16 protein-coding genes are annotated in these 17032 nt (G+C 68.9%); 9 read left to right on the top strand and 7 right to left on the bottom strand.

All coding sequences use genetic code 11. The annotated features are described in order from the left end of the window. Together ACWIHT_RS18545 and ACWIHT_RS18550 are read left to right on the top strand one after the other, a co-directional pair. On the top strand, positions 1–439 hold a 439-nt coding region (locus ACWIHT_RS18545), incomplete at its 5' end, for a tetratricopeptide repeat protein (protein ID WP_456169171.1). A gap of 363 nt (positions 440–802) precedes the next feature. Beyond that, positions 803–1747 carry a MerR family transcriptional regulator gene (locus tag ACWIHT_RS18550; RefSeq protein WP_456169172.1) on the top strand — a complete coding sequence of 315 codons (945 nt, stop codon included), beginning with the start codon at positions 803–805 and terminating at the stop codon, positions 1745–1747. Positions 1748–2047: 300 nt separating this feature from the next. Here ACWIHT_RS18550 and ACWIHT_RS18555 read toward each other — a convergent pair whose 3' ends face one another. The 3 genes from ACWIHT_RS18555 to ACWIHT_RS18565 form a co-directional block, all read right to left on the bottom strand. Then, on the bottom strand, positions 2048–3733 hold the full coding sequence (locus ACWIHT_RS18555; protein ID WP_456169173.1) for a rhamnogalacturonan lyase B N-terminal domain-containing protein: 1686 nt from the start codon (positions 3731–3733) through the stop codon (positions 2048–2050). A 94-nt stretch (positions 3734–3827) separates the two neighbouring features. Continuing rightward, positions 3828–4688, bottom strand: a complete 861-nt coding sequence (locus ACWIHT_RS18560) for a hypothetical protein (protein ID WP_456169174.1) — start codon at positions 4686–4688, stop codon at positions 3828–3830. After that, positions 4685–5251 (bottom strand): SigE family RNA polymerase sigma factor, encoded by a 567-nt coding sequence (locus ACWIHT_RS18565; RefSeq protein WP_362978848.1) that lies wholly within the window; start codon positions 5249–5251, stop codon positions 4685–4687. The genes ACWIHT_RS18560 and ACWIHT_RS18565 overlap by 4 nt, the downstream gene beginning before the upstream one ends. Before the next feature lie 266 nt (positions 5252–5517). Between ACWIHT_RS18565 and ACWIHT_RS18570 the strand changes: the two genes are divergently transcribed. Next, complete coding sequence (locus tag ACWIHT_RS18570) at positions 5518–6969, top strand: NCS2 family permease (protein ID WP_456169175.1); 1452 nt, start codon at positions 5518–5520, stop codon at positions 6967–6969. 53 nt (positions 6970–7022) lie between these two features. Here ACWIHT_RS18570 and ACWIHT_RS18575 read toward each other — a convergent pair whose 3' ends face one another. The 3 genes from ACWIHT_RS18575 to ACWIHT_RS18585 all read right to left on the bottom strand — a co-directional run bounded on the left by ACWIHT_RS18575 (position 7023) and on the right by ACWIHT_RS18585 (position 9822). Then, the gene (locus tag ACWIHT_RS18575; RefSeq protein WP_456169176.1) at positions 7023–8483 is read right to left on the bottom strand and encodes a peptidoglycan D,D-transpeptidase FtsI family protein; all 1461 of its coding nucleotides are present in this window, start codon (positions 8481–8483) and stop codon (positions 7023–7025) included. A gap of 64 nt (positions 8484–8547) precedes the next feature. Continuing rightward, complete coding sequence (locus ACWIHT_RS18580; protein WP_456169284.1) at positions 8548–9021, bottom strand: GNAT family N-acetyltransferase; 474 nt, start codon at positions 9019–9021, stop codon at positions 8548–8550. 27 nt (positions 9022–9048) lie between these two features. Next, on the bottom strand, positions 9049–9822 hold the full coding sequence (locus tag ACWIHT_RS18585) for an IclR family transcriptional regulator (RefSeq protein ID WP_456169177.1): 774 nt from the start codon (positions 9820–9822) through the stop codon (positions 9049–9051). A 140-nt stretch (positions 9823–9962) separates the two neighbouring features. On the opposite strand from ACWIHT_RS18585, the gene ACWIHT_RS18590 reads away from it, so the two are divergent. Together ACWIHT_RS18590 and ACWIHT_RS18595 are read left to right on the top strand one after the other, a co-directional pair. Further along, positions 9963–11492 (top strand): aldehyde dehydrogenase (NADP(+)), encoded by a 1530-nt coding sequence (locus tag ACWIHT_RS18590; protein WP_456169178.1) that lies wholly within the window; start codon positions 9963–9965, stop codon positions 11490–11492. 103 nt (positions 11493–11595) lie between these two features. Continuing rightward, positions 11596–12204, top strand: coding sequence for a DUF1349 domain-containing protein (locus ACWIHT_RS18595; RefSeq protein WP_456169179.1), 609 nt, complete (start codon positions 11596–11598; stop codon positions 12202–12204). Here the strand turns inward: ACWIHT_RS18595 and ACWIHT_RS18600 are convergent. Next, positions 12164–13534, bottom strand: a complete 1371-nt coding sequence (locus tag ACWIHT_RS18600) for an MFS transporter (RefSeq protein ID WP_456169180.1) — start codon at positions 13532–13534, stop codon at positions 12164–12166. The genes ACWIHT_RS18595 and ACWIHT_RS18600 overlap by 41 nt on opposite strands. 70 nt (positions 13535–13604) lie before the next feature. On the opposite strand from ACWIHT_RS18600, the gene ACWIHT_RS18605 reads away from it, so the two are divergent. The 4 genes from ACWIHT_RS18605 to ACWIHT_RS18620 all read left to right on the top strand — a co-directional run bounded on the left by ACWIHT_RS18605 (position 13605) and on the right by ACWIHT_RS18620 (position 17025). After that, positions 13605–14600 (top strand): GlxA family transcriptional regulator, encoded by a 996-nt coding sequence (locus ACWIHT_RS18605; RefSeq protein WP_456169181.1) that lies wholly within the window; start codon positions 13605–13607, stop codon positions 14598–14600. After that, positions 14597–15088, top strand: a complete 492-nt coding sequence (locus ACWIHT_RS18610; protein WP_456169182.1) for an N-acetyltransferase family protein — start codon at positions 14597–14599, stop codon at positions 15086–15088. The genes ACWIHT_RS18605 and ACWIHT_RS18610 overlap by 4 nt, the downstream gene beginning before the upstream one ends. A 77-nt stretch (positions 15089–15165) precedes the next feature. After that, positions 15166–15879 carry a DsbA family oxidoreductase gene (locus ACWIHT_RS18615; RefSeq protein WP_456169183.1) on the top strand — a complete coding sequence of 238 codons (714 nt, stop codon included), beginning with the start codon at positions 15166–15168 and terminating at the stop codon, positions 15877–15879. 96 nt (positions 15880–15975) lie between these two features. Beyond that, positions 15976–17025 carry an aminotransferase class V-fold PLP-dependent enzyme gene (locus ACWIHT_RS18620; RefSeq protein WP_456169184.1) on the top strand — a complete coding sequence of 350 codons (1050 nt, stop codon included), beginning with the start codon at positions 15976–15978 and terminating at the stop codon, positions 17023–17025. The last annotated feature ends 7 nt before the right edge of the window (positions 17026–17032 follow it).

Consider the following 17032-nt stretch of genomic DNA (forward strand, 5'->3'; position numbering starts at 1 on the left):
ACGTTACCGGGCTTCTCTGGCCATCAAGGAGGAGTTGGGCAACCGGTCTGGCATTTCCACCAGCTATCACCAGCTGGGCATCATCGCGGAAGCGCGGGGGGACTATGTGCAGGCGGAGGAACGTTACCGGGCTTCTCTCGCCATCTTGGAGGAGTTGGGAGACCGCTCCGGTATCGCCAAGAGCTACGGTCAGCTGGGCGTACTCCGTACTGCGCAACAGCGCCCAGCAGAAGCCGTGCCTTACACACTGCGGGCGCTGACCCTTCAACTGGAGATCGGGAGTCCGCCCGACCTGTCCCTTCGCTGGCTCGGCCGGCAGAGGGCCCTTATCGGCGACGACGGCTTCCGATCCATCATTGCCGACCTGCTGCCGGACGATGTGGCGACGACGGTCATGTACGCCACGCAACCCCAGGCCGAGCCCCCACAGCAAGAGTGATGACGCCGCCCGGATCCTACCGAAGAACAGGCATCGACCACTCTGGAGCCCTGCACCGGACGATCCGTAGACCCGCCGAATTCAACCAACGCGGGCCTGCTCGGTGTCGACAACGCTGGCAGCAAGGCTGAAGCCAGCGGAGGCACAGTGCCATCGACCCTCCACGGGTCCATGCTGTGCCGTCCTTGGGCGGTCTGAGGTCGCTCCACAATGGCCAAGGGTGACCAATGACAACCGGCTCAGACACGTCGCAGCGATGTCCTGACCAGCCAAAACCCAGTCCTTGCGGACCTTCGACATGGTTGGCTTTCTGCAAACAACGGGACTTGAGTCTCCAGTAGGGGGAGACGCAAAGGTGGAGGCATGGACGGCGACACGCTCTACCCGATCGGTGAACTCGCTCGGCGGACCGGTCTCACGGTCAAGACCATTCGGTTCTACTCCGATCGCGGAATCGTGGCGCCGACGGACCGCAGCCCCGCCGGTTACCGCCTTTACGACATCGACGCCGTCGCACGCCTGGACCTCGTAAGGACACTCCGGGAGCTGGGACTTGACCTCTCCACGATCCGCAAGGTCGTGGAGCGGGAGCTCTCGCTCCCCGAGGTTGCCGCAGCGCATGCCGAAGCGTTGGCGGTGCAGATTCGGGTCTTGCGTCTGCGGCACGCGGTGTTGGCGGCGGTGGCCGAGCGTGGGTCTACACCTGAGGAGACGGAACTCATGCACCGGCTTGCCCAGCTATCCGAGGACGAACGACGACGTCTGGTCGGCGAGTTTCTCGATGCAGTCTTCGGCGGTCTTGACGCCGCCACCCCCGCGTTCGCCGGGGTCATGCGCTCGATGACCCCCGAGCTGCCCGACAACCCGGATGCGGAACAGGTCCAGGCGTGGGTGGAGTTGGCCGAGCTGTCCCTGGACCCGGAATTCCGCTCCTCCGTGCGGCAGTTGGCCGAAGAGCAGGCCGCCGAACAGGTTCGAAGCGATGCGACGACGGTCCCGCGTCGCGATATCGCCGCAGTCGTGCGTGATCAGGTCGGGCCGGCCCTCGCCGCCGGTATCGAACCGACCTCGCCTCGGGCCGATCCGTTCGTTGCGGCCTTCACGGCGGACTACGCGTACCTCTCCGACCGCCCCGACGACATCGATCTCCGCCGTCGGCTGACCGCTCGGCTGGAGCGCGTCAACGACCCCCGCAGGGAGCGGTATCTCCAACTGCTCGCCGTGGTCAACGGCTGGCCCGCCCCGGAGAGTCTGGCTCCTGCGCTCGACTGGTCCGTGCAGGCGCTGCGCGTCCGGACACCGCGATGACAGGGCAGACACGAGATGGGAGGCACGGCAGGGTGAAACTGCCGCTAACCAGGGTCAGTTCATGACTGCTCGGGCGGGCCGGGATCCCGTCTTGCGGCGAAGGTGGATAACTTCCGTCGTCGACAACGAGGTTGACGGGGCGCGGTGGGTGCGGGGGTGGGCGACGCCTCCCGCCTTTCCCCGTAATGCTCACCTGCACATACGGCGTACGAGTGGCTGAGTCTCCCCCGAGCCGTCGGATGGACAACGCCCCCGCCGGTCGTCACCGGCGGGGGCGTCGCTCTGCTGACCGAGGGGGGCTCAGGTCAGCAGGTCGATGCAGTCGAACGACGTGCCTGGGCTGAGGAACGCCGAGCCCGTCGAACCACTGACCACGTTGATCTTCAGGACGTTGTACTTCGTCGTGTCCGAACTCCACGCACTGGAAGGGACGTTGAAAACGAACGTGTGGTTGTTTCCACGGTAGGAACCCGTGGTGAGATCGCGCGTGGAGGGCTGCGTAGGAGGCGTGGGGATGGCGGAGCCCCAGTTGTTCACTGTGACTTGGGGGCGGGCGTTGATGTACGCCGTTGTGACGCCCACCCGCAGTGCGTGAGCGGCCGCTGCCTGCGCCGCCGTCAGTTTGAAGTAGATCAGGACGCCGTCGTTGATGTCCTTCCACAGATACGCCGGGAAGGACGCGGCCTCGTCTCCGGTCCCGATCGTGACGTTTCCCGTCCACTTCGACGCCCGCGCGTCGGACGGATGCGCGTACGTCATCAGTTCCGCGTTCTTGAACTCCCCTGGTGTGCCGTCCCAGTTGCCCAAGCGCCACACCGTCGCCGCAGCGGACGGGTCACCGGTGATGCTCATCGTGTGCAGCGACGTCGTACCGCCCGCCGTCACCGTCACCGACTGCGCTGTGTGCACCGCGAGTTCGCCCTTGAAGACCGTCAGTGTGTACGTCCCCGGCAGCATCCCCTTGCAGGAGAACGCGCCGGTGCCGGGCGCGGCCTTCGTCCAGTACTGGGCGGCCGGGTTGGAAAAGCCCACCGTGTAGGGGTATTTGGGGTCCATGCCCTTCAGGCCTACCCCCGCCACCTTCCCTCGGCCCGCCTTGCCCACCCAGCCCGTGATGCCCAGCGCGTCCACCCACGACGTGTCGAGGTTCGCCGCGAAGAGGGAGGACGCGGGTGTGCCGCCGTCCGTGAACGTCACCACGAACGGGCCCTGGAGGCCGAAGCGTTCGGGCTCTGTCTGGGCCTCGTTGTAGTGCAGGATCTCGTACAGGCCCGCGCCGCCCTCGTTCGAGTGGCGCAGCAGGGAGCGGTAGAACGGGCCGCCGGACGCCTTCTCGTGGTTGGAGCGGACGACCCACAGACCGACCGAGCCCGTTGTGAAGCCGACGTGGTCGTAGTCGATGGTCCGCTTGCCCGAGTAGTGCTTGGAGCGGGTCGTGCCGTCCGGGTGCTTCCAGACGTCACCCGCCTCGATGATCGTGTCCGTGGTCGAATTCCAGGCGTCGGAGCCCGAGTTGGGGAACAGCCCCGGCTTCACCCGCACTATGTAGCGGGTCGCCGTGAAGGAGGCGTCCGTCTTGTTCGTCCACAGGTAGACGTTGTTCTCGCCGCTGCGGGCCGCGTACCACTGGGTGATCGGGCCGTGGACCACCTTCACCAGGATCGTCGAACCCGACTGCCTGATGGTGACCGTGGAGGCGCCCAGCCCGGACTCGACGTGCGAGTGCTTGCCGCCGTAGCCCTCGTACTCCTTGCCCTTGTAGGCGAGGGACGTGATGTCGCCCGTCGACTTGGAGATCTTGAGGACGAGTGAAGCGCCCGTGGTGATCACGTAGTTGGAGCCGTCGTCGGTGTAGCCGAACGCTGCGGCGGAGGCGGACGGGAGGAGACCGGTGCCGCCCGCGACGGCCGCGCCGGTGGCGGCGACACCGATCGCGGAGGCCCCGAGCACCCGCCTGCGGGTGAGGTGCTTCTTGTGCGTGCTCAAGCGACTTGCTCCGTGTGCTCCGTGCGAGAGGAACCTTGCGCTTCCTTGTCGCCACGGGCGGAGAAAGGGTTGCCGCCTGCCCCGAGATTTCTGACTACGACTTCTGCGCCGCGAAGTCGCCCTTCACGGACAGCTGTCGGCCGGCCGCCGTGCCCGCCGCCGAGTAGCTGTCGTCCTTGGCGTCCCGGCCGCCGCGGTCGTGGTTGTACTGCCCGGCGAAGACCCACTCGCCGACCGCGACCGTACGGCCCTCCTTGAGCACCCAGGTGTAGACCAGGAACCCGTCCTGCTCGGTCACCGTCTGCGTGAAGTCCTGCTCGGGCAGCGAGCGCCAGGCGCCCGCGGAGGTGACCCCGCCGGTCAGCTTGACCTTCAACTGGACGGTGAGGGAGGTGAGTTGTTTCGTTGTCTTCAGGGTGACGTCGCTCTGGGCCCAGAAGTCGTTGCTGCCGGGGTCGATCGAACCGTCCGACCACAGCGGGCCGTCCTGCGTACCGGAGGCCGGCGGGAGTACGGGTGTGGAAGCGGACGCGGTCGGGGACTTCGCCGTCGGCGAGGTGCTGGACTTCGGGGAGCTGTGCGAGGTGTCGCCGGAGCCCGAACTGTGCGTCGGGGTGACCGGTTTGACCGAGGTGCGGCTCGTCGCGTCCGGGGACGGCGTGGGGGTCGGGGTCGGTGAGACGGACACCGTCTGTTCGGCGGGGGAGTTGCTCTTCACCGCGGACGCCACCGCGTAGCCGCCGATCGCGAGGACGCTCGCGACCGCCGCCGTCGCGCTGACGACCCGCACCCAGCCGAACACCGGCGGCCGGGTGGCCCGGTGGTCGGGACGCGACTGCGCGGCCATGCCGCGTTCGAGCCGCGCCAGGATGCGTGCCCGGTCGGGCTCGTGGCCCTCGGCCGCCTCGTGCAGCCGGGCGCTCAACTCGTCGTCGTGGACGTCCTGGTGCCTCATCGGTTCCTCCCTCCGGTCTCGCCGCCGCGCGCCATCGCCGCGTGCATCCGCAGCGGAGGGCTCTGCGGGCCGAGCAGACGCTGCAACTCGGCCATGCCCTTTGACGTTTGACTCTTAACCGTACCGACGGAAACACCGAGCGCGAGCGCGGTGTCCTTCTCCGACAGATCGAACGCGTGCCGCAGCACCACACAGGCCCGCTTGCGGAACGGCAGTCTGCGCAGAGCCTCTTGGACGTCGACCACGCCGGCCACGTCCGGGTTCTCGGTCTTCTCCTCGCGCTGCGACCAGAACAGGGCGACCCGTCGCCGCTCGCGGACCGCGCTGCGGATCCGGGTGCGGGCCAGGTTGGCGACGACGCCACGGGCGTAGGCCGCAGGATGGTCGGCGGCGCGTACGCGGTCCCAGCGGTGCCAGAGCGCGAGCAGCGCGTCGGCCGCGAGATCGTCGGCGGCGTCCGCCTCGCCCGTCAACAGGTGGGCGAGACGCGACAGTTCGGCGTAGTGGCGTTCGAAGAAGGCGTGGAACTCCACGGAGGCGGCGTCGTCGACGACTGTGCCCACGGCGGACCTCTCCTCGCTGCGTGGTTGTGTGTGTCGTGTAGATGACACGTGATCATCCGGGGGTGACCCCGGCGAGATCCGGAAGCGTAGCAGTGATCAACTGGCTGGATTGGTACAGGCCTTCGAATGCTGTTTGACGGGTCGACCAGGGGCTGACCCGTCGACCCTGATTCCGTAACACGGGGAAAACCTGAAACAGGTTCAACGCGGGAACAATCCAGCCAGCATCCGCGCACCGATCACTGAGGCAAACGAGGAGTACCCGCATGTCCGAGTCACAGAAGGTGGCCGACCGGCCAAGTGCCGAACCACCGGCGGCGAACGGTGTCGACCGGTTCTTCAAGATCTCCGAACGGGGATCCACCTTCGGTCGTGAGATACGCGGCGGCTTCGCCACGTTCTTCACGATGGCCTACATCCTCGTACTGAACCCGATCATCCTCGGCAGCGCCAAGGACAAGTTCGGGCACACGCTCGACACCGGCCAACTGGTCACCGCCACCGCCCTGGTGGCCTGTGTGATGACGGTCATCATGGGCGTCGGCGGCAACCTGCCCCTCGCCATCGCCGCGGGCCTCGGCCTCAACGCCGTCGTCGCCTTCCAGTTGGCGCCGCTGATGAGCTGGCCCGACGCGATGGGTCTCGTCGTCATCGAGGGCGTCCTGATCTGCGTCCTGGTCCTCACCGGGCTGCGCGAGGCGATCATGAACGCGATCCCGCAACAGCTCAAGCAGGCCATCGGCGTCGGCATCGGGCTGTTCATCGCGTTCATCGGCTTCGTCGACGCAGGCTTCGTCAGTCGTATACCGGACGCCGCGCAGACCACGGTCCCCGTGCAGCTCGGTGCCGTCGGCCATCTCGCCGGCTGGCCCGTCCTGGTGTTCTGTCTCGGCGTACTGCTGACCATCGCGCTGGTCGCCCGCAGGGTGAAGGGCGCGATCCTGATCAGCATCGTCACGATGACCGTCCTCGCGATCATCATCAACTCGGCCGCCGACATCAAGAGTTGGGGCCTGATGACCCCCAAGGTGCCGGACAAGATCGTGGACACGCCCGACTTCGGACTCATCGGTCACTTCAGCCTGTTCGGCGCGTTCGGCGAGACCAGCGCGATCACCGTGATCCTGCTGATCTTCACGCTGATCCTGTCGGACTTCTTCGACGCCATGGGCACGATCGTGGGGATCAGCGCGGAGGCCGGACTGCTGGACGAGGAGGGGCAGGTGCCGAACATCGGCCGCGTCCTGTTCATCGACGGTGCCGCCGCCGTCGCCGGTGGGATCGGCTCCGCGTCCTCCAACACCGCCTACATCGAGTCTGCTTCGGGTGTCGGCGAGGGGTCGCGCACCGGGTTCTCGAACCTGATCACCGGTGGGCTGTTCGGGCTCGCGCTGTTCCTTACGCCGTTGCTGACGATCGTGCCGTTGCAGGCCGCCGCGCCCGCGCTGATCGCCGTCGGATTCCTGATGATGACCCACGTCAAGCACATCGACTGGGACAAGTACGAGATCGCGATCCCGGCGTTCCTCACCATCGCCGCGATGCCGTTCACGTACTCGATCACCGACGGGATCGGCGCGGGCTTCATCTCGTACGTCGTGATCAAGGCGGTGCTCGGCAAGGCGAAGGAGGTCAACTGGCTGCTGTGGGGGGTGTCCGCGTTGTTCCTCGTGTACTTCGCGATCGATCCGGTGGAGCAGATCCTGGGCGTCAAGTGAACGACGGCCCCGGCCACCCGGCCGGGGCCGCTCGCCGACTCTTCAGCGCCGCCTCAACTCTTCAGCGCCGCCTTCATCATCGCCTTGGCCACCGGGGCCGCCAGACCGTTGCCGCTGATCTCGGACCTTGCCGCGTCCGACTGCTCGACCACGACAGCCACGGCGACTTCCTTCCCGGTGTCGTCGGACTTGCCGTAGGACGTGAACCAGGCGTACGGGGACTGGTCGTTGTTCTCGCCGTGCTGGGCCGTGCCCGTCTTGCCGCCCACGGTCACGCCCGCGATCCGGGCGTTCGTGCCGGTGCCGTCGGTGATGACCGTCTGCATCGCCGACTGGAGTTGCTGCGCGGTGCGCGAGCTGACGATCTCCTTCGTCGTCGTGCTGTCGTCGTAGTTGTGGACCACATCGCCGCCGCTGTCGGTGGTCTCCGACACCATGTGCGGCGAGACCAGCTTGCCGTCGTTGGCTATGGCGGCCGACACCATGGCCATCTGGAGCGGGGTGGCCGTCACGTCGTACTGGCCGATGCCGGTCAGGGCCGTGGACGACTTGTTCATGTTCGACGGGTACACGCTCGGGTACGCCCGCACCGGGATGTCCAGCTTGTCGTCGTTGAAGCCGAACTTCTCGGCCATCGCCTTGACCTTGTCCTGTCCCAGGTCCACGGCCATCTTCGCGAACACGGTGTTGCACGAGTACTGGAGCGCCACCCGGATCGAGGCGTTCGTGCAGGGCGCGGACGAACTCTCGTTCTTCAGCGGGGTGACCGTGCCCGGCAGCGTGTACGGCGAGGGGCTGGTCGTGTTCTCGTCCACCGAGGAGTAGAGCCCGTCCTCCAGGGCCGCCGCCGCCACGACCAGCTTGAACGTGGAGCCCGGCGGCAGCGGCTGGCGCAGCGCGCGGTTGGTCAGCGGCTTGTCGGAGTCCGCGTTGAGCTGCTTCCAGGCAGCGGCGGCGGTGTTCGCGTCGGTCAGCGACGAGGGGTCGTAGGACGGGGTCGAGACCACGGCGAGGATCTTCCCGGTCGTCGGATCGATCGCGACCGCGGCGCCCTTCTTGTCACCGAGCGCGTTGTACGCGGCCTTCTGCACATCCGGGTCGATCGTCGTGACCACGTTGCCCGGGGCCGCCCGCTCGCCGGTGACCGTGTCCATGACGGTCTTCAGGCCGCTGTCCGTGCCGTCGAGGAGATCCGCGTAGATCCCCTCCAACTGCGTCGGCGCGTAACTCTGCGAGGCGTAGCCCGTCACCGCCGCGTAGAGCTTGCCGTCCGTGTAGGTGCGTCTGTACGCGAGGTCGCTGTCGCCCCCAGTCCGCGTCGAGCCGGTGATCGCGTTCCCGGCCACGATGATGTTCCCGAGCGGGTCCGCGTACGTCGCGATCGCGTTGCGCCGGTTGTCCTTGTCGTCCGCCAGCGCCTGGCCGTCGTAGAACTGCACCCAGGTCGCCCTCACCAGGAGGGTGAGCACCAGGAGCAGCGCGAAGACGGAGGCGCGCCTGATCGTCTTGTTCATCCCGCATGGAGGACGAGCGGACGGGACGGAATCGTTCCCTTACGCCGCTTTTCTCATCGACCGCTCATGAAGTCAGCGTCAGGAGGAGCTCGTCGATCTCCTCGCCGCGCGCGTTCGCGAACCCCCGGTCGTGCCCGGTGACGATGAACCCGCACTTCTCCAGCACGCGCCGCGAACCCGCGTTGTCGGCCGCCACGCGCGCGTGCAGCGGGCGTTCGGGCACCTCGGCCAGCAGGTCGCGCAGCGCGGCCGTCGCGATGCCCTTGCCCCAGTAGGCGCGGTCGATCCAGTACGTCACCTCGCGCTCGCCCGGCTCGCCGTACACCGCCGCGCTGCCCACGACGTCACCGTCCACGAGGACCGTGCGGTTCACCACGCCGGCCAAGGCGCGGATGCGCTTCCAGTGGGCGTCGAAGGCGTCCCGGTCGGCCGGGTCCTTGTGTGTGAAGGCGGCCATGCGCAGCGACTCGGGGTCGTTCGTCTGCCGGAAGAAGACCGGTAGATCGCTGTCGTGGACAGGACGGAGCGCGACCTCCATGAGTACCTCCATGCGTGACGTCACGGGTCAGAGCCTGCGGGTGGCGAGGGTCAGCCGGTCGCGGGCGTCGAACAGGGCGTCCTTCACCATCTGTTCGTGCGCCGGCGTCAGCCGGGCCACCGGCACCGAGCAGCTGATCGCATCCCGCGCGGGGGTGCGGTACGGGATCGCGACACCGAAGCAGCGCAGCCCGAGCGTGTTCTCCTCGCGGTCCACGGCGAAGCCCTGCTCACGGACCGTGTGCAGTTCCTCGATGAGCTTCTCGCGGTCGGTGATCGTGTGCTCGGTGAGCGCGGGCAGCGTCTCCGGGAGCATCTTGCGGACCTGCTCGTCCGAGTAGGTGCTCAGCAGCGCCTTGCCCAGCGAGGTCGAGTGCGCCGGGAGGCGGCGGCCGACGCGCGTGAAGGGCCGTAGATAGTGCTGCGACTGGCGGGTGGCCAGGTAGACCACGTTCGTGCCGTCGAGGCGGGCGAGGTGGATGGTCTCCGTGGTGTCGTCCGAGAGCCGGTCCAGGGTGGGGCGGGCCGCCGCCACGACCTCGTCGCCGTCGATGTACGACGTGCCCACGAGCAGCGCCCGTACGCCGATGCCGTACCGCGTGCCCGTCGCGTCCGTCTCCACCCAGCCCAGCTCCACCAGCGTGCGCAGCAGCATGTAGAGGCTGGACTTGGGATAGCCGACGGCCTCCTGGACCGCCGCGAGGGAGTGCATACCGGGTCGGCCCGCGAAATATTCGAGCAGCTCCACCGTCCGCACCGCGGACTTGACCTGTGCCCCGCCGCCTGTCTCGCCTGCCGGCATCGCCCTTGACCCCTTCGTTCGACGAGAACCTTGAGTTATCGTCTCCACGAGCATATTCATCATCAGAGACAGCGTTCAGCATATCGAACGAACCTGGTGAATGACCCAGAACTGCGGCATTACATGTGGAGGGACCCGCGGTGGCAGCAGCACCAGTCTGGAGTGTCGACCCCCGAACCGGGAAGCAGCGGGAACAGGTTGCGGTGGAGGCCACAGCCCAGGAGGTGGACACCGCCGTCCGCGCCGCCCACGCCGCGCGCGGCTCGCTCGCCGACCGCACGGTCCGCGCGGCCTTCCTGCGCGGCGCCGCCGACCAGCTCGAAGCGGCCAAGAACCAGTTGGTCGAGGTCGCCGACGCGGAGACCGCGCTCGGCCCGGTCCGGCTCAACGGCGAACTCGCCCGCACCTGCTACCAGTTGCGCGCCTTCGCGGACATCGTCGACGAGGGCGCCTTCCTCGACGTCGTCATCAACCACCCCGACGACACGGCCACCCCGCCGATCCCGGACCTGCGCCGCTACAAGGTGCCGCTGGGCGTCGTCGCCGTCTACTCGGCCTCCAACTTCCCCTTCGCCTTCTCCGTCCCCGGCGGCGACACCGCGAGCGCGCTGGCCGCCGGCTGCCCGGTCGTCGTCAAGGCCCACCCCGACCACCCCGGCCTGTCCGAACTGGTCGCGAGCGTGCTGCGCCGGGCCGCCGCCGAACAGGGCATCCCGGCCGGCGTCCTCGGCCTGGTCCACGGCTTCGAGGCGGGCGTGGAGCTGGTCAAGCACCCGCTGGTCTCGGCTGCCGGGTTCACCGGGTCGGTACGGGGTGGCCGCGCCCTCTTCGACGCGGCCGCGTCCCGACCCGTCCCGATCCCCTTCCACGGCGAACTCGGCTCCCTCAACCCGGTGTTCATCACGGAGGCGGCCGCGGCCGAGCGGGCCGAAGCGATCGGTACGGGGCTCGCGGGGTCGATGACCCTGGGCGTCGGGCAGTTCTGTGTGAAGCCGGGTCTTGTGCTCGTGCCGGCCAGCTCCGCCGGGGACGGGCTGGTCAAGTCCCTCACCGATGCCGTCAGCGACACGGACTCCGGGGTGCTGCTCGACCACCGGATGCGGGACAACTTCCTCGCCGGTGTCGCCGAGCGGGCCCAACTCCCCGATGTGGACTCGCCGGTGACGCCCGGCGCGGGCAGCGAGCACACCGTGAGCCCCGGGTTCCTGACGGTTCCGGCGGAGAAGCTCGCGGCTGAAGGCGCGTACGACCTGCTGCTCGAAGAGTGCTTCGGGCCGGTCACTGTGGTGGCCCGCTACGACGATGACGCGCAGGCGAACGCCGTGCTGTCGCGGCTGCCCGGGAATCTTACGGCGACGGTTCATCTGTCGGCGGAGGAAGCGGCCGGGGAGGGGCGTGGGGCTGAGATTTTGGCGGAGCTTACGCCTTTGGCCGGGCGGGTGTTGGTGAACGCGTGGCCTACGGGGGTTGCGGTGGCGGCGGCTCAGCATCACGGGGGGCCGTACCCGGCGACCACATCTACGTCAACTTCTGTTGGTGGTACGGCTATTGAGCGGTGGCTGCGGCCTGTTGCTTATCAGAACACGCCTGAAGCGTTGCTGCCGTTGGAGTTGAGGGACGAGAACTCTCTTGGGCTGCCTCGGCGTTATGACGGGCGGTTGGAGCGGTAGCGCCGTTGGGGTGCGGTTGAGTGCGGTCTGACGGTCCGCTGTGGCTGGTCGCGCAGTTCCCCGCGCCCCTTGGTAAGTCCACTGCGCCTGAGATGATTAGTGGATGGACTTTGAACTCTCCCAACTACCCTTCCCCCTCCGTACTTACGGGCCCGACGGGCATTGGTCCTACGAGGACGGTGTGCTCACCGGGTGGGCCGGGCCCCGGCAGGATCGGTTTGTGCCGCCTACCGGGGAAGGGTTGGACCCTGCCTCCGACGCGCCCCGGTTGCTCGGGGCGCCGCATGGGGACTTTCAGCTCATCGCTCGTGTCACCGTCGGGTTCGCGGGGTCGTTCGACGCGGGTGTCCTCTACGTCCATGTCGGGGAGCGGGCCTGGGCCAAGTTGTGTCTGGAGTACTCGCCCGATGTGCCTACCGTCTGCACGGTGGTCACCCGAGGACACTCCGACGACGCCAACTCCTTCACCGTTGACGGGAGTTCGGTGTGGCTGCGGGTCAGTCGTACCGGGCGTGCCTTCGCCTTTCATGCCTCCCGTGACGGAAAGCGCTGGACCTTCGTGCGGCTGTTCACGCTCGGGGACGAGAAGGAGACGGACGCGGCGCTGGTCGGGTTCATGACGCAGTCGCCGATGGGGGAGGGGTGTGTCGTGACGTACGACCACCTTGAGTTCAGGGCGAGTTGGCCGGACGACCTGAGAGACGGAAGCTGAGCGAGGCCGTCACCGCGAAGAGGGCCGCGCTGATCGCGAGGCTCTCCCGCAGGCCCGTCGTGAATCCGTCGGAGACCAGCGCTCCGAACACGGCGATGCCCAGCCCGCCGGCCACCTGCCGCGCCGAGTTGAGGACCCCGGCCGCCAGCCCCGCCCGCTCGGCCGGTACCGCGTCCATCATCACGGCGGTCAGCGGCGGGACCGTCAGGGCGCAGCCGAGGGCCATCGGCACGAGCAGCACGGCCACCAGGAGCGGAGGCGTGCGCTCGTCGACGTAGAGCAGGCCGAGCGCGCCCGCTCCGGCCAGCAACTGCCCTATCAGCATGGGGAGTCGGGCTCCGTAGCGGCCCGCGAGCTTGCCGGACACGACGTTCGTCACCGAGATCAGGCCGGCCATCGGCAGGAACATCAGCCCGGCGTACAGCGCCGAACGGCCCTGCACCTGCTGGAAGAAGAGCGAGAAGAGGAAGACCACGCCGTAGAAGGCGACGCTGCACGCCGCACCCGCCGCGACCGCCACGGACACCGTACGACTGCGGAACAGGCCGAGCGGCACCACGGGGTGTGCCTGGCGGAGTTCGACCCGGATGAAGAGCGCGCCCGCGACGAGGGCGATCAGCAACGCCACAACTCCCGTTGTTCCGCCCTCGATCACCGCGAAGGTCGTGGCCGTGAGCGCCACCACCGCCAGCACCTGGCCCGGCAGGTCGAGCGGCGCGGGTCGGCGTTCCGAGCGTGGTGACCGGACCAGCAGTATCAACGCCACCGCGCCCAGGGGCAGGTTGATGAAGAAGATGCCGCGCCAGTCCCAGGCCGTGGTCAGCGCGCCTCCGGCCACCGGGCCGAGGGCCACCGCGATCGAGCCGCCCGCCGCCCAAGTGGCCACCGCCCGGGCCCGTTTGGCCGGTTCGGGGTAGGCCTGCCGGACGAGGGACAGCGAGGCCGGGAGGACCACCGCGGCGGCCACGCCCTGGAGCACGCGGGCGGCGATCAGCGCGGGCAGGTTCGGGGCCAGGCCGCAGGCCGCCGAGGCGAGGGTGAACACCGCGACGCCGATCGCGTACGCACGGCTCGCCCCGGCCCGGTCCGCGAAGGCGCCGGTGGACAGCATGAGGGCGGCGAAGGAGAGCGTGTAGGCGTCCACCACCCACTGCAGGCCCGACATCCCGCCGCCCAGCGCCTGTCCGATCGACGGCAGCGCTACGTTCACCACCGACGCGTCGAGGGTGATCAGCGCGAAGCCGAGGAGGGCGGCGGTGAGGGTGAGCGCGGGGGACGACGGGGTCAAATCGCCGGTGCGGGGCGTGAGTTGGGTGGTGGTCGGTGGCATGTACCCATGCTGCGGAACGGCGACGGCATAGAGTAGTGGCCGGAACGCCATACAGCCGGAGGTTCTGGCCATGCCGAGGAAACGGCCCCCGCACCGCGTCGCGATCGTCGCGCCGTCCCCCGTCTCGATGTTCAACCTGGCCGTCCCGGAGATGCTCTTCGCCAAGGTCGAGGTCGACGGCGATCCCGGCTACGAGGTGACCATCTGTAGTTCGGACGGCGGGCCGGTGGTCACGACCGGCGGGCTGCACCTCCAGGTGGGCCGGGGTCTGGACGTCCTGGGCACCGCCGACACCGTGGTCATCGCGGGCACCGGTGAGCGGTACGAACCCGATCCGGTCGCGGTCGCCGCCGTCCGCCGGGCCGCCGTAGCGGGCAAGCGCATCGCCTCCATCTGTAGTGGCGCCTTCGTACTCGCCGAGGCCGGGCTGCTCGACGGCCGCAGCGCCACCACGTACTGGGGAATGGCCGACGAGCTGCGCGAGCGCTATCCGGCCCTCGACCTCAGGGGAGACGTCCTCTACGTCCAGGACGGCCAGGTCCTGACGGCCTCCGGATACGCCGCCGGCATCGACCTCTGTCTGCACATCATCCGCACCGACTACGGCGCCGCCGTCGCCAACGAGGTCGCCCGCCTCGCCCTCGTCGCACCCGTACGGCCGGGCGGCCAGACGCAGTTCACCCAGACCCCGCTGCCGCCCGAACGCGGCACCGCCTGCGCCGACACCCGGGGCTGGGCCATGCGCAACCTCGACAAGCCGCTCACCCTCACCGACCTGGCCCGGCACGCGGGCGTGAGCGTCCGCACCCTCACCCGCCGCTTCCATGCCGAGAGCGGGGTGAGCCCCTTGCAGTGGCTGCTTCACCAGCGCGTCGAACGCGCCAAGGAACTCCTGGAGACCACCACCCTCCCCATGGACCAGGTGGCCCGCGCCTGCGGCCTGGGCACGGCGGACTCCCTGCGCGGCCACCTCGTCCGCCGCACCGGACTGACCCCGAGCGCCTACCGGACCCAGTTCAGCCACCTCGGAACCGAAGCCGCGGACCTCACGTCATCGGTCGCATGACGAGTGATCGCGACACCGACACCCTGATGATCCGCGCGGCCCTGCCGGCCGAGGTCGACGCCATCGCCGACCTGCACCTGCGGGCCCGGTCGACCTACTACCCGGACGGTCTCCCACCGTCCGACTTCGACTGGCGCGCCGCCTGGCTGCGTTCCGTCGAACGTCCGGACGGCCATGTGCTGTGCGCGGTCGAGGACGGCCGTATCGTCGCCGTCGCCGTCTTCCGCATCGCGGAGGGCGACCCGGCGGACACCATCACGCTGTTCCAGTTCCACGTCGACCCCGACCGCTGGCGCTCCGGCCTCGGTACGGCCCTGCACACGGCCTGCGTCGAGCAGTGGCGGGCCGACGCCCGGCGGACCGCCGTACTGGACGTGCTTGTCGACAACGAACGGGCACAGGCCTTCTACGTCCGTCAGGGCTGGGTCGCCGACTCGGCCGACGGCGGTCACCATCTGGGGATGCGGCTGGACCTCGCCGGGGAATGAAGCGGACGGAAGGAACGTTCACGGGGGAAACGGAGGGACTCTCCGTCAACCGCACACGTCCTGGAAAGAGCCGAAGAATGCGCGTCGAGATCTGGTCGGACATCGCCTGTCCCTGGTGCTACGTGGGCAAGGCCCGCTTCGAGAAGGCGCTCGACGCGTTTCCGCACCGCGACGGCGTCGAGGTCGTCCACCGGTCCTTCGAACTCGACCCGGGCCGCGCCAAGAGCGACATCCAGCCCGTGCTGAAGATGCTCACCAAGAAGTACGGCATGAGCGAGGTACAGGCGCAGGCGGGCGAGGACAACCTCGGCGCGCAGGCCGCGGCCGAGGGCCTCGACTACCGCACCCGTGACCGTGATCACGGCAACACCTTCGACATGCACCGCCTCCTCCACTTCGCCAAGGAGCGAGGCCGCCAGGACGAGCTGATCCAGGCGCTGTACAAGGCGAACTTCGCCGAGGAGCGGTCCGTGTTCGGCGACGACGAGCGTCTGGTCGAACTGGCCGTCGGCGTCGGACTGGACGCCGACGAGATCCGCAAGGTACTGGCCGACCCGAACGCCTACGCCGACGACGTCCGCGCCGACGAGCGCGAGGCCGCCGAACTGGGCGCGAACGGCGTGCCCTTCTTCGTCCTCGACCGCAAGTACGGCGTCTCGGGCGCCCAGCCCGCCGAGGTCTTCGCCCAGGCCCTGACCCAGGCGTGGGGCGAGCACTCCCCGCTCAAGCTGATCGACAACGGTGACGCGGAGGCCTGTGGTCCCGACGGCTGCGCGGTGCCGCAGGCCTGAAAGCGGCAGGTCAGGGGCGACGCATAAGCATCGCTTAGAGGATTCACGCAAAAACGCGCAATGGACGAGGGGCGCACGGCACCGCAGAGTGGTGCCATGGAGACCTTCGAGAGCCTCGTCCGCGCCGAGTTCGCCCCGAAGAACACCTACCTCAACACGGCGAGCACCGGCCTCCTCCCGAGGCGCACCGTCACCGCCATGCACACCGCCGTCGAGGCGGCCTCGATCGGCACACCGACCGACATGTTCGACGACGTCGAGGCGTCCCGCGCCGCCTTCGCCCGCCTGACCCGGGTACCGGTCGACCGGGTGGCGGCCGGGGCCTCGGTGGCGGTCTACAGCGGACTGATCGCCGCCTCGCTCCCGCCCGGCGCCGAAGTCCTCACCGCCGAGGCCGACTTCAGCTCCGTCGTGAACCCCTTCCACATGCGCACCGACCTCAAGGTGCGCGCCGTCCCGCTGGAGCGGATCGCCGAGTCGGTACGCCCCGGCACCGCGCTCGTCGCGGTCAGCGCCGCCCAGTCCGCCGACGGCCGCATCGCCGACCTGCCCGCGCTCCGGGCGGCGGCACACGAACACGGGGCGCGTACGTACGTCGACGCCTCGCAGGCCGTCGGCTGGCTGGACCTCGACGCGGATGCCTACGACTATGTCGCCGCCGTCGGCTTCAAGTGGCTGTTCTGCCCGCGCGGGGTCGCCTTCCTGGTCACCCCGCAGGACCTCGGCGGCCTCAACCCGGTTTTCGCCGGCTGGGTCGCGGGCGAGGCCCCGTGGGACAGCTGCTACGGCCCGGTCGCCGAACTCGCCCACTCCGCCCGCCGGTTCGACGAGAGCCCCGCCCTCTTCTCCTACGCCGGTGCCCGCCACTCCCTCGCGCTGCTGGAGGAGTTGGGCGTGGCCGCCGTACGCACCCACGACCTCGACCTGGCCGACCGCTTCCGCGCGGGCCTCGCCACCCTCGGGCACGAGCCCGTCGCGTCCCCGGGGTCCCCGATCGTGGCGGTGCCCGGACTCGGCGGTAGGCAGGGGGAGTTGAGCGCGGCGGGAGTCGAAGTCTCCAACCGGGCGGGAAACTTGCGTGCGGCCTTCCACCTCTACAACGCACCGGAGGACGTCGACCGGCTGCTGGACGTCCTTGCGGGGTGAGGTCTGA

This window comes from Streptomyces sp. NPDC002276 (genome assembly GCF_053891435.1).

Bases quoted from the DNA above. Each gene is read 5' to 3' on its own strand.
- ACWIHT_RS18550 (WP_456169172.1), top strand. From the start codon at position 803: ATGGACGGCGACACGCTCTACCCGATCGGTGAACTCGCTCGGCGGACC.
- ACWIHT_RS18560 (WP_456169174.1), bottom strand. From the start codon at position 4,688: ATGAGGCACCAGGACGTCCACGACGACGAGTTGAGCGCCCGGCTGCAC.
- ACWIHT_RS18570 (WP_456169175.1), top strand. From the start codon at position 5,518: ATGTCCGAGTCACAGAAGGTGGCCGACCGGCCAAGTGCCGAACCACCG.
- ACWIHT_RS18575 (WP_456169176.1), bottom strand. From the start codon at position 8,483: ATGAACAAGACGATCAGGCGCGCCTCCGTCTTCGCGCTGCTCCTGGTG.
- ACWIHT_RS18580 (WP_456169284.1), bottom strand. From the start codon at position 9,021: ATGGAGGTCGCGCTCCGTCCTGTCCACGACAGCGATCTACCGGTCTTC.
- ACWIHT_RS18585 (WP_456169177.1), bottom strand. From the start codon at position 9,822: ATGCCGGCAGGCGAGACAGGCGGCGGGGCACAGGTCAAGTCCGCGGTG.
- ACWIHT_RS18595 (WP_456169179.1), top strand. From the start codon at position 11,596: ATGGACTTTGAACTCTCCCAACTACCCTTCCCCCTCCGTACTTACGGG.
- ACWIHT_RS18600 (WP_456169180.1), bottom strand. From the start codon at position 13,534: ATGCCACCGACCACCACCCAACTCACGCCCCGCACCGGCGATTTGACC.
- ACWIHT_RS18605 (WP_456169181.1), top strand. From the start codon at position 13,605: ATGCCGAGGAAACGGCCCCCGCACCGCGTCGCGATCGTCGCGCCGTCC.
- ACWIHT_RS18610 (WP_456169182.1), top strand. From the start codon at position 14,597: ATGACGAGTGATCGCGACACCGACACCCTGATGATCCGCGCGGCCCTG.
- ACWIHT_RS18615 (WP_456169183.1), top strand. From the start codon at position 15,166: ATGCGCGTCGAGATCTGGTCGGACATCGCCTGTCCCTGGTGCTACGTG.
- ACWIHT_RS18620 (WP_456169184.1), top strand. From the start codon at position 15,976: ATGGAGACCTTCGAGAGCCTCGTCCGCGCCGAGTTCGCCCCGAAGAAC.